Source organism: Rothia sp. 18CD1-1, from assembly GCF_055285355.1.
Genome location: NZ_JBUZLI010000003.1, coordinates 236,076 through 248,588, shown reverse-complemented (window position 1 = coordinate 248,588; position 12,513 = coordinate 236,076). Strand labels below are relative to the sequence as shown.

Genomic DNA, 12,513 nt, shown 5'->3' with positions numbered 1-12,513 from the left:
GGGTGATCCCTCTTTAGCCTTCAAAGTTAAACATCCAGCAGATACCGTACCGGTCGGTGAGGGATCCGAAGGTGGCACCCCAGGGAGCCTGCTGAAGATCGTATACCTTGCTGGCCCCCACCTTGAGTTTTTCAAACCAGGTGCGGGCCAGGTCAAGCTGATCAGCCGTACCCATGATCGCCCCTTCAATATTGGGTTTGACCTCCGCATCCGTGGGGGCAAGCGCTGCACCGTCGGAGGCGTAGAGGTTAAAATGTTCGCCGGTCAGCTGGGCGTGCATAATGAGCTGGTCCATCTCGGGGGAGGGCGAGGCGTCGGCCTCCTTGAAGGTGGTCATGGTGAGTTCTCCACCAAAGACCGTGGAGTAGAACTCCATGGCTGATCGGGCTGTCGCATTGAAAGTGAAGTAGGGGCTGAACTGGATAGTCACGGTGGTGCTACCTTTCTTGGATCGGGCTAGCTGATCGGGATACGGCGGTTCGCGGCGTCAACGGCGGACCGCTTGGGCGCGCTAGCTTCTTATACGGTACACCTTCGATTCGTAGGCGCGTAGCTTCTGGCCCTGGTCGTCGCCGTAGTTGGACAGCACCAGCTCACCCTGATCGAGCAGGGTATAGGATCGGGTGAGTTCGTTGGGGGTGAAGTTGTTGACCACCAGCAGCTTCTCGCCTCCCCGGCCGTGGCGCTCGTAGGCGTAGACTTCCTCATCGTCGGGATCGAGCGGCACAAAATCTGCGTAGACCATGAGGTCTTTGAGTGCACCGTGGCGGAGGTCGATCAGTCGCCGATAGTGGTAGAAGAGGGAGTCTTCCCGGTTCAGGGCATCAACCGCATTGATTTGCCGGTAGTTGGCGTTAACACCGATCCAGGGGGTTGAGGTAGAGAAACCGGCATGGTCGCTGGAGTCCCACTGGAGCGGGGTACGCGCGTTGTCACGGCCCACCTGATGGACCAGTTCCATACCCGCCTCGGGGGTGAGCACCCCGCGTTTGACCACCATATCCTCGTAAAAATTAATGGAGTCGAGATCCCGGTAGTCGTCGATAGAGTCAAACTTAACATTGGTCATGCCCAGCTCTTCACCCTGGTAGATGTAGGGGGTTCCCTGCATACAGTGCAGGGTGGTGGCGAGCATCTTGCCCGACAGCTCGCGGTACCGCTCGGAATCGTCTCCAAAGCGGGAGATGAGCCGCGGCTGGTCATGGTTATTCCAGTAGAGGGACCCCCATGCCTTTCCGGCCAGTTCGGTCTGCCAGGTGTTAAGAATCCTCTTCAGATCGGTGAGCCGGTACCTCTTGAAAGACCACTTGCCCATACCGGTACTTTCATCGGAATCGACACCCATGTGCTCAAAATGGAAAATCATGTTGAGCTCGTCTGTCTCAAAACCGGCGAACTTGACCGCCTCTTCGGGCCCGGTCGCGCTCATCTCACCCACGGTCATGCAGTCGTATTTGCTGAAAGCAACACGGTTGAGCTCGTGCATCCACTCGTGCACCCGGGTACCGTTTTTAATGATGAAGGGCAGCGACGAACTGTGCTTGTCGGGGTCGACGGAGGGGTCATCGGGTAGCCCCTGAGGCTTGGAAATAATGTTGATCGCATCGAGCCTGAAACCGTCAATCCCCTTGTCCAACCACCAGGTCACCAGATCGGCGACAGCCTGTCGCACCTGAGGGTTTTCCCAGTTGAGATCGGGCTGCTTGCGGGAGAAAGAGTGCAGGTACCACTGGTCGGTTCCCGCATCGTACTCCCAGGCCGGGCCACCAAATTCGGAGCCCCAGTTGTTGGGCGGCAGCGGGTTACCCTCGCTATCTGTCCCCGAAGAATCCCGCCAGATATAAAAATCCCGGTAGGGGTTATCGCGTGAGGTCCGGGACCGGACAAACCAGTCGTGCTCGTCGGAGGTGTGGTTGACCACCAGGTCCATCAGAATCTTAATACCCCGGCTGTGGGCGGCTTCAAGCAGGCGATCAAAATCGTCCATGGTACCAAATTCCCGCATAATAGCGCGGTAGTCGCTGATGTCATAGCCCATGTCATCGTTGGGTGAAGCGTAGACGGGTGAGAGCCAGATGACATCGATACCCAATTGTTCGAGATAGGGCAGACGGGAGATGAGTCCCGGTATATCCCCGATACCGTCCCCGTTAGAATCCTGGAAAGAGCGTGGCCACACCTGATAAACCACGCTCTCCTTCCACCACCGTTTGCCGGCATGTGAAGCCATCATGTTTGTTTCCTTTCCAAAAAATACTGGCCGCTGTCTGTCTTTGCGCGAAAAAGGGTCAGGCCCCGGTGGCCGTTTCCACCCTGTAAACCTTGGCCTCGTAGGGGCGCAGAATATCGCCCTCGTCGTCGGGGTAGTTTGAGATCAGTAGCTGTCGATGTCCGCTTCCGGCGGCTGAGAGTGCCACCGGGTCAAGGATCTGGGCGGTAGTACTAAAATTACACAGCACCGTGAGGTTCTGCCCGGACTCGGCACCGACCCCTCGCCGCAGGTAAGAAAATACCGCCTCCGGGTCACCGGCCTCGATGGGCTCAAAACGACCGCTCACCATCACCGGGTTCTCCCGGCGCAGGCGCAGAAGCTCCCGGTAGAAATAGAACACCGAATCCTCATCGGCAAGAGCTTGTTCGGCATTGATTTCGCGGTATCGCGGATTCACCGCCAGCCAGGGGGTGCCCGTGGTGAATCCCGCGTTCTCCTCGGCGGACCACTGCATGGGTGTGCGGGCATTGTCCCGACCCGAAGCAGAAATATAGCTGAGCATTTTCTGCGGCTCTACCCGGCCCGTCTCGACGTATTTTGCCCATACGTCGTGAATCTCAAGGTCGTTATACTGATCCACCGTGTCAAAGTAAACGTTGGTCATGCCCAGCTCTTCACCCTGGTAGATGTAGGGGGTTCCCTGCATAAAGTGAAGGGCCACCCCCAGCATCTTGGCCGAGAGCTTGCGCCAGGCTGGGCTATCATTTCCAAACCGTGAGACCGCTCGCGGCTGGTCGTGGTTATTCCAGTACAGAGAGTTCCAGGCCCGCGAATCCAGGTTTTGCTGCCAGGTGGTCAGCACCCGTTTAAGATCGGTCAGCTTAAAGGGAGTATCACTCCACTTGCCCAGACCTTCGGTGCTGGCATCAACGTCCATGTGCTCAAACTGGAAAATCATCTGTAGCTCACCGCGGTCAAACCCCGCGTAAAGCAGCGCGTCACCGGTGCTCACGCAGGGGGTCTCACCCACGGTCAGCACATCGTAGTGGGCAAGCACCTCACGGTTCATCTCCCGTAAAAACTCGTGGACGCGGGGGCCGTTTGCCACCATGGCCAGGGAGGGCTCGCGGGAGCCGGCAGCCACGGCCGGATCATCGGCGTAGGAGCCATCTTTAGAAATAAGGTTGATCACGTCCATACGGAAACCGGCAACACCGCGGTCCAGCCAGAACCGCATAATGTCATAGACCTCGCGGCGCACTGCGGGGTTCTCCCAGTTGAGGTCTGGCTGCTTGGGCGAGAACATGTGCAGATAAAACTGGCCGGTCTGCTCGTGCCACTGCCAGGCCGACGCGGAAAAAGCCGACACCCAGTTGTTGGGCGGTAAGGGAGTGCCGTCATCATCGAAACCGGCCGGATCCTTCCATATGTAGTAGTCGCGGTAGGGGTTATCGCGTGAGGTCTGAGACTGGGCGAACCAGCTGTGCTCGTCGGAGGTGTGGTTGACCACCAGATCCATCATGACCTTGATGCCGCGCTCCTGAGCCGCGGCTAGAAGCCGGTCAAAATCCTCCAGGGTGCCGTAGTCGGGGCTAATGGCACGGTAGTCGCTAATGTCGTAGCCGTTATCGTCGTTGGGCGAAACGTAGATGGGGCTGAGCCAAATAAAATCAACCCCCAGCGCCTGAAGATAGTCGAGCCGCGAGATGATACCGGGCAGATCGCCGATACCGTCCCCGTTAGAATCCTGAAAAGAACGCGGATAAATCTGGTAAACCACCGGCTTCTGAAAAGCCTGAATCTCTGATACGGACACGGTGAGTCTCCTAGGGTAGTAGGGAAGGGTCACATTCGACGAGCACACCCGAGTGGTCAGAGATAGCCTGCTCGCTGTTATCGGGAAAAACCACCCGGTACGACAAAAAATTAAGGGGGACAGAGGTCAGCACATAGTCCAGACGCATTTTCTCGGTAACATTTTTCCAGCCTGAGATACTCTTGTGTACCGTGTGTTCGCCCTCTTTGCGGTGGGCGGCCACAAAAGAGTCGTGCCAGCCCAGTCGCAGAACCTGGCTGTAGCCCTCACCGTTCACGGCCGCATCGTTGTTAAAATCGCCCAGGAGAAAAACGGGTGCCGGACCGGCCAAGGCCCGAATCTGCCTATCGAGCGAATCGAAGTCGTGCTCAAACAGGTAGCTACCCTCCATCAGCCACCAGTTCATATGGGTGCTGGCGCACCAGAGGGTTTTGCCGGGCCGGTACTCAAGTTCTGCGGCTAGGGCGCAGCGGCGAAAAACGTCGTTGTAGGTGTAGATGTCCCGGCTGGTTTCCAGTGCCTGAACCTGCCGGATAGGTAGCCTGGTCAGGATCCCCACGCCCTCGTCGTAGATCCCCCACCCCTTGTGGGAGGCCAACCAACTCCACCGGTAGCCGGCGCCGGCAGTCTCCAGCATGTTGACCAGTAAAACCCCAAAATTTGTTTCCCGTAGCGGCGGGCTGCCCGCGGGTAGAAAGGAATCCGAAGGGGTGATCTGGGCGGAATCGATGTTCTGGTTGACCTCCTGGAGGGCAACCACATCGACACCCTCGCTCACTATAAAATCAGCCAGAATTTTTATTTTGTGTAGCTGGTGTGCCTCAAGCCAGCTGTGTGTGTTGAGCGTGAGAAATTTCAAGAAACGTTCTTTCTATACATCTGAAGCTAGTCGTAGGATGCGGTAACTATGACAGCGGCTGGGGCACAACCCTGCCACTGATCCCAATCCTATAAATTCTCCGATGCTCCCCAACGGTTCGCGCCTACCCTCGGGGTGCGGAAACTTTGCCAAGACCTGATACGCATTACCGTTGCGGCGAAACTCTTACCAGAAACCGGCATATTCCCCTCCCTCCTGTGTTTTCGGCGAAATAGAGCCTATTATGTGAGTTACGTGAACACTCACATTCGATATTTTAGGTGAAAGGATTTTTCCCATGATGGAGAAGATCCAGAGGTTCGGTTCGGCGATGCTCGCCCCCGTCCTCATCTTTGCTTTCGCGGGTTTAGCCGTGGGTATTGCGGTGATCGCCCAAAACCAGGAGCTTCTGGGTGATATAGCTGCCGAAGGCACCGGCTGGTCAAACTTCTGGGCAGTGTGGGAGGCGGGCGCATGGACCGTTTTTAACCAGATGGAGCTGCTCTTTGTGTTGGGCTTGCCCATCGCCCTGGCTAAGAAAGCCCAGGCCCGTGCAGTTCTTGAAGCCGGTATGGTTTATCTGACCTTCCTCTACTTTGTGGGTAAAATCCTTGAAATTTGGGGTTCGGCCTTCAACGTTGATTTCTCACAGGACATCTCCGAATCGGCTGCCGGTACCGGTCTCAAGATGATTGCCGGTATCAAAACCCTGGACACCGGTATCTTTGGCGCAATCATCATCTCGGCAATCGTGGTGTGGGTCCACAACCGTTACTTTGAGAAGAAGCTGCCCGACTTCCTCGGTATCTTTCAGGGGACCCAGTTTGTATACGGGCTCTGCTTCTTCCTCATGATGCCGGTTGCGCTGCTCTTCAGCTGGCTCTGGCCCTATGCCCAGATGGGTATCTCCGGGATGCAGGGATTCTTCACCGCCTCCGGTGTGCTCGGCGTGTGGGTTTACACCTTCTTAGAGCGGATTCTGATTCCCACCGGCCTGCACCACTTTATCTATACCCCCTTTGTCTTTGGTCCCGCGGTCACCCCCAACGGCATTACCAAAGACTGGGTTGCGAGCCTGCCCCGTATGGCCGAATCCACTCAGCCGCTGTCCGAGCTCTTCCCCGGTGGCGGTTTCGCTCTGCACGGTAACTCCAAGGTTTTTGCGCCGATCGGTATCGCCGCGGCCTTCTACACCACCGCCCGTCCGGAGAAGAAGAAAGAAACCCTGTCTCTGCTCATCCCGGTCTGTCTCACGGCTATTCTGATCGGTATCACTGAGCCGCTGGAGTTCACCTTCCTCTTCCTGGCACCGCCGCTGTTTGCCGTACACGCTGCGCTGGCCGCAACCATGGCCGCAACCATGTACTTCTTCGGGCTGCGAGGTAACATGGGCGGGGGTCTTATCGACTTCCTTTTCCAGAACTGGATCCCGCTCTGGGGCAACCACCACAACACCTACCTGATTCAGATCCTGATCGGCCTCTGCTTTACCGGAATCTATTTTGTGGTTTTCCGCTGGCTGATTCTGAGGTTTAATTTCAAGACTCCTGGCCGCGAAGATGACGGTGGGGAGACCAAGCTCTACAGCAAGGCAGAGTATCGGGAAGCAAAGAAGCAGGGCACCCTGAAGGGGGGTCAGCCGGCAGCGGCCGCAACCGCCACGGCAACCGACCCCTACACCCAGCGGGCGGAGGCATTCCTCTCGCTTTTGGGCGGGCCTGAGAATATTACCGATGTGAACAACTGCGCCACCCGCCTGCGGGTCTCGGTCAGCGACCCTGAACTGGTGGCTAACGAGGACGACTTCAAGTCGGCCGGCGGGCTGGGCCTGGTCAAGAAAGGCAAGGCGCTACAGGTGATTGTGGGTATGGACGTGCCCCAGGTGCGCGACCGTTTTGAGGCGATGGTCAATGCGAACGAGTTCAACCAGGATGCTGCTCGGCAACAAGAACCCAGCCCCGATGACCCCTACACCCAGCGGGCGACAGACTTCCTGTCCCTGCTCGGGGGAGCCGGGAATATTACCGACGTGAACAACTGCGCCACCCGCCTGCGGGTCTCGGTCAATGATCCCGAGCTGGTAGCGGCGGAGTCCGACTTCAAGTCGGCCGGGGCCCTGGGCCTGGTCAAGAAAGGCAAGGCGCTACAGGTGATTGTGGGTATGGACGTGCCCCAGGTGCGCGACCGTTTTGAGGCAATGGTTCAGAACAGGTAGGTGAACACACCGGCGCAATCGTCACCATCCGGGCTCCCGTTCAAAGACACTGTAGTATCGGTACAGTACTCAAGAGTCTTTGTCGGGAGCCCTGGTGGATTTACAGTCACTCGTTAACGCGAATCAGCACCGGTTTAGTGAAACCGAAAGGGAAATTCTGGCTTTCATGCTGGAGCATGAAGATTTTGTTGCTGAGTCAACGATTAGTTCTCTGGCCCACAGGAGCTTCACCTCAACATCGAGTATTATCCGCCTCACCAAAAAACTGGGATTCACCGGGTTTGCCGAGCTCAAATATTTTGTTAAGACCTCTCTGGCCGAACGCGAACCCGTCAACCCGGATTTTGTGCAGTCGGGGGTTGAAGATATTCGTAAAACACTGGAGAGTCTTAGCCGCACAGACCTAACGGCTATCCTGCGCAAAATACACGGGGCCCGCACCGTCTACTGTTTTGGTACGGGTTACGCGCAGCGCAACGCGGTTCAGGAGTTCGCTAAATCGCTGTTGGCCTGCGGAAAATTTGTCCACGTGATCCCGGCGCGTAGCGAATTTGCGGGGTCCTCGTCGGTGATGAGCCCCGATGACCTGGTGATTGTGGTGTCGCTCTCAGGTAACACCAGCTCGGTGATTGAGACCGTTAAAGTTCTGGCACTGCGCAGGGTTCCTATGATAGCCATCACCGCTACGGGCATAAATTTTATGGCAGCTACCGCTGAAGATGCCCTTTACTACGAGTCGACCCCCACCCGACTGCCGGGGCAAAAGAACCCCTACCATTCTTTCGTGGCATTGAATGTGCTACTCGACTACCTGGTGCGCAAGTACATAGATTTCCTGGAAAATGAGGCCGTATAAGTGAACGCTCTTCTAGTATTTTTAGGTGACTCCGGTAAACTGCGAAAATTCCTTTTCGGGTACTGGCTCATCATCCCGGTACTGTTTTTTGCCTACGCCTTTCTCACTGTCCAGTACAGCGGTTTAGAGTTTCGTCAGCTGCTGAATAACGGAACGGTCGCTATAGGTTTTCTCAATGCCTGCATGACGCTGATCCTTGCCCCGACCCTGAGGCGGGTTCACACCGAAAACGAGTACAGCGAGAAAATATTTGCCGTCTACTCTACGGTGCAGCAGCTACTGGTGGCTAATATTGTCGGTGCCCTGCTCTCCTATTTTTTGGCACGCTCACTCTGGCTTGCGCCCCGGGAACCTTTTGCCCCGGCGGGCAGGGTGCCGGTGGTCGGGGCCATGGTGCTGATCGGTGTACTCACACTGTTTGAGGTGCTGATCGTGATTAATCTTGTGTTCTAGAGTGAGTTGCGCGGGGTTTTCGTATGATGGACTGTGAAGTCGGCCGCCATTGAATCATATCAATCGTCTACCGTGAAAGAGCATCTTGTGAACGATATTGACGGGGCTCAGACCCCCCGGTATGTGCCCGTGCAGCCTGAGGACACCGGTGACGCTGGGTCAGAACTACCCACGGCAGAGTATGCGGGGGATTCGTCCCGGGTAATCCAGCGCGGGCTGGAACTGTGGAACCGGCAGATGGACTACTATACCGGCCCGGACGCGCTCCTGGACTTCAACCCGATCGATTATGTTCATATCGATATCACCGACTCAAACCCCTCCGGTCTTGCTCAGCTGCTCATGGGCCGTAAAACCCGCCTGTCAACGATCCTCAACGACCGCGCAAAAAATGAGGCTGGTATGAGGGCGGCCCGTGCGCTGCGTAACAAAATTGTGGAGCTGGAGAACCAGCACGGGCTCAGCGCCGGGTATTTCGCGGCCGGTACCGCCTCCTGGCTTTCTCGCGATGTCCGACAACCGGCTGCCGGGAGTGCCGCCGAGAAACGGTTTATCGCCCCCATCCTTTTGGCTCCGGTGACTATCCTGCCCCACCCCGGAGGTAAAGACTATGAGGTTCGGTTGGTGGGCGATGCCAAGCTGAACCCGGCCATGGTGCGTCAGATTCACCGGGAATTCGATATAGATCTCGGCAGCCTGGATGTGGCATCGCTGACCCGGTCCATGGCAAAACTTGACCCCGAACCGGTGATTGACCGTCTGCGGGTGACCGCGGGGAAGATACCCGGCATGGTGGTGGAGGCAAAATATTTTATATCCACCTTTGCCGACCTTAAAGAGAGCCCCGCCAGCCTACCGGAAGAATCGTATACTCCACTGGTGCGCCGTCTTGCCCGCATGGCAGACCCGGAGAATGAACCGGTATTTCCCGATGCTCACGTCGAAAACAGCGCCGTGCCCGTGGACGAGCGGGCACCGGAGGACGAGGTGCTCATCTTTGATGCAGACTCGGCGGCGCAGGAGGTGATCGACCTGGCTGAAGCTGGCCATTCGCTGGTGGTCACCGCAGCGAGCGGTACCTGTCCGCTACGTACCGCCACCAACATCGCCTCCTCGCTGATCAACCGGGGGAAGTCGGTGCTGGTGGTGGGGGAGAAGAGCTCCACCCTGGCGGACTTTAACCGGTTGCTCGCCGACAAGCAGCTTACCGGGATAACTTTTTCCCTCCTGGAGGATCACTCAGCGGAAGAGATGCGGGAGAAGTTTATCGGGGCCATTGTGCGCAATGAGGGCGCGGGTGAACCCAACCTGCGCCCTGTCTACCGCGAGTTGGTGGAGGTGAGAAGGCAGCTTGCCGCTCACACGTCGTCGCTAAAGCACGCCGAGTCCCGCTGGGGGTGCTCAATCTATGATGCATTAGAGAACCTTGCCGCGCTCACTGCCGGAAACCCGGCACCGGCAACGGAGGTGCGGCTTTCCCCGTCGGTGGCAGATTCTCTGACCGACCGTGTCCGGGTGGCGGCCCAGCTTAGACAGCTGGCGCAGTTGGGGGCTTTCTCCCCGGCCACCGAATTTTCGCCCTGGCGCGGCGCCAGGCTCGTGAACGGTGAAGAGGCTGAGGCCGCATATCGGTTGGTGGTCTCGCTGATCGACCGTTTTGAGCAGATGCATGCGTCCCTGCAGACGGTAGCCGAGCAGCTGGGTATGCGTTTGGGGCGCAACCTCACTGACTGGAGGGCTCAGCTCAACCTTCTGGAGAGAATGCGCGGCACCCTCACCAAGTTCAGGGAGGGGATATATGACCGTCCGGTGGATGACCTGATTGCGGCAACGGCCAGCGGCAGTTGGCGGCGCGAGCACGGGGTGGAGATGAGCAGTATTCGGCGTTCGCGCCTGCGCAAGGCCGCTAAAGAGTATATTCTGCCCGGTGTGCACCTGGGTGATCTCCACCAAAATCTGCTGGTGGTTCAGGCAGAGCGTGATGAGTGGCTGGACTGGTCCTACCGGTCCCACCGGCCCCACATTCCCGAGAACCTTGACTTTCTCAGCGGGCAGCTTCACGATCTGATTCAGGAGTGCGACGGCCTGGCCCTGGTGCTCGAAGATAGCGCAGATGGCAACGACTTTATGGGGGCTGATTTCAGGCAGGTGCTTCAGCGCCTGTACGCCCTGCGTGATGATAGGCGCCAGCTTGAGACCCTCCCCGAGCGTGACCGGATCGAAGAAGATATGCGCCGGCTAGGTCTTGGCGAATTTATGGCCGACATGCTTTCCCGCCGTGTATCCGCAGAAGAGGTTGGGGCGGAGCTTGAGCTTGCCTGGTGGCAGAGTGTTCTTGAGATGATGCTTGAATCTGATGAGGTTGATCTTCTCGATGGCGATACCCTCAGGAACTGCGAAGCCCGTTTCCGCAGGCTCGATAGCGCTCACATGGACTCTGCGCCGGCGCGGTTGATGGCCTCGGTGGCGGATACGTGGCGACGCCGTATAGAGCAGTACCCTGAGGAAGCGGCCTATCTCAAAAGTCAGTTGCGCGGCCATAGTTTCCGCTGTGACCAGCTTCTTGACCGGGCTCCGCGCATGGCAACCACCCTCTACCCCCTGTGGGTATCCAGCCCCTTTGCCCTGACCCGCCACCTGGCCCCCTCAACCCGCTTTGATACCGTGATCCTGCTGGACTCGGAGTCAACCCCGCTGGCCGCTAACCTACCCGCCATCACCAGGGCGGACCAGGTGGTGGCACTGGGTGATCCCCATAGCGGGTTTCCCGCCCCCTTTGCGGTATCGGCTCTTGCCACGGCGGCCCCGCAGGAAACGGTTCAGCGTATCGAGAGCACCCACAGTGCCCTGGCCAAGATTCTGCCAACCCGCTTTCTCTCCCGGATCATCGATCGCGCGATAGACCCGGTCATTTTGAGCTACCTCAATAAGAATTTCTACCGTCAGCAGCTCAGGCACCACCCCTGGGCTGAGGAGATCGCCGCAGATATCCCCTCCTTTATTGTGGAGTACGTTGATACCGTCGGCAGGGTCAGCGATAACGCCAACCTCGATTCACCCGGTGTTGAGGTTACCCGGGTTGCCCAGAGGGTTCTCGAACACGCCTATAAGAATCCTCATCAGTCCCTGGCGGTGGTGACGGCGAGCCAGCGGCATGCGCGTCGTATTGCCGATGAGATCGGTGCGCTGCTGCCGCAGTACCGCCAGCTAGCGGATTTCTTTAGATCTGACCGACCAGAACCGTTCACGGTGGTTGATCTTTCACGTGCCGGTGGGCTGGAACGCGATACGGTGATTTTTTCGTTGGGAGCCGGGAAGAGTAGGCAGGGGACGGTCAACCATACGCTGGGCCAGCTGTCCCAGGTGCACGGCCGAGAATATTTTGTGCTGGGTATGACCCGTGCCCGGCACCTGACCCGTTTTGTCTCCTGCCTTGAATACGGTGATCTTGATCCGCACCTGCTGGATTACGGGGCCGCAGATCTCTACCGGGTACTGGCCGAGTATGAAAACTGCCGGCAGTCACCGCTGCGGGAGACCGATGCTGAGACCGGTACGGAAGGCTGGCTGCTCAGCGATATTGTGCGGCGTCTGTCCGGGCAGGGGGTGCAGCTGCTGGCCGGGAGCGGGCCTGTTTCTCTGCTGGCGCTCTCGTCACGAGAATCCCTGATGGCAGGTTCGACCCTCAGTCCTCGACTCCGCAGGATGGGCACGGCTGCCGACCAGCTCAGCTTTAATTTTCCGTTGGCCACCTGCTCGGACGGCTCTGACGACTACGCCTCCTTGAGCGTGAGGGAGCGTAGCCGCTTGATTCCCGATGCCCTGGAGCGCACCGGTTGGAACTATATGACCCTGTGGTCCACCGAGATGTTTTCGGATCCGCAGTCGGTGGCCGAGAGGGTGTGCCGCTACCTGGGAGTTGCGGCGGAGGATAACCGGTGAGCGGGAACGAGAAGGTGCCGGAATACTCGCCGCATCCGCGGAAGCGGCGCGGTCACAGAAGGGTTACTTCGGGGTCGGGTTTTTCCGGTAGTGAGCCCCGGTTGCCGGAGGTGGGGGCCGCCGGGGTTAGCCAACCGGCTGACCCCGCGGAGCTATCTGA

8 protein-coding genes are annotated in these 12,513 nt (G+C 58.0%); 4 read left to right on the top strand and 4 right to left on the bottom strand.

Features of this window, described 5'->3' with window-relative positions; all coding sequences use genetic code 11:
* Positions 1–13: 13 nt before the first annotated feature.
* The 4 genes from ACS1BR_RS03225 to ACS1BR_RS03210 form a co-directional block, all read right to left on the bottom strand.
* Positions 14–430, bottom strand: coding sequence for a VOC family protein (locus ACS1BR_RS03225; protein WP_463560040.1), 417 nt, complete (start codon positions 428–430; stop codon positions 14–16).
* A gap of 81 nt (positions 431–511) precedes the next feature.
* Complete coding sequence (locus ACS1BR_RS03220) at positions 512–2,233, bottom strand: glycoside hydrolase family 13 protein (RefSeq protein WP_463560039.1); 1,722 nt, start codon at positions 2,231–2,233, stop codon at positions 512–514.
* Between the two features lie 55 nt (positions 2,234–2,288).
* Positions 2,289–4,028 (bottom strand): alpha-glucosidase, encoded by a 1,740-nt coding sequence (locus tag ACS1BR_RS03215; protein ID WP_463560038.1) that lies wholly within the window; start codon positions 4,026–4,028, stop codon positions 2,289–2,291.
* 10 nt (positions 4,029–4,038) lie between these two features.
* Positions 4,039–4,887 (bottom strand): endonuclease/exonuclease/phosphatase family protein, encoded by an 849-nt coding sequence (locus ACS1BR_RS03210; protein ID WP_463560037.1) that lies wholly within the window; start codon positions 4,885–4,887, stop codon positions 4,039–4,041.
* Between the two features lie 298 nt (positions 4,888–5,185).
* Here ACS1BR_RS03210 and ACS1BR_RS03205 point away from each other — a divergent pair, with 298 nt between their 5' ends.
* The 4 genes from ACS1BR_RS03205 to ACS1BR_RS03190 all read left to right on the top strand — a co-directional run bounded on the left by ACS1BR_RS03205 (position 5,186) and on the right by ACS1BR_RS03190 (position 12,353).
* Positions 5,186–7,102, top strand: coding sequence for an alpha-glucoside-specific PTS transporter subunit IIBC (locus tag ACS1BR_RS03205; protein WP_463560036.1), 1,917 nt, complete (start codon positions 5,186–5,188; stop codon positions 7,100–7,102).
* A gap of 94 nt (positions 7,103–7,196) precedes the next feature.
* Positions 7,197–7,958, top strand: a complete 762-nt coding sequence (locus ACS1BR_RS03200; protein WP_463560035.1) for a MurR/RpiR family transcriptional regulator — start codon at positions 7,197–7,199, stop codon at positions 7,956–7,958.
* Positions 7,959–8,411 carry a hypothetical protein gene (locus tag ACS1BR_RS03195; protein WP_463560034.1) on the top strand — a complete coding sequence of 151 codons (453 nt, stop codon included), beginning with the start codon at positions 7,959–7,961 and terminating at the stop codon, positions 8,409–8,411.
* 87 nt (positions 8,412–8,498) lie between these two features.
* On the top strand, positions 8,499–12,353 hold the full coding sequence (locus ACS1BR_RS03190; RefSeq protein WP_463560033.1) for a DEAD/DEAH box helicase: 3,855 nt from the start codon (positions 8,499–8,501) through the stop codon (positions 12,351–12,353).
* The last annotated feature ends 160 nt before the right edge of the window (positions 12,354–12,513 follow it).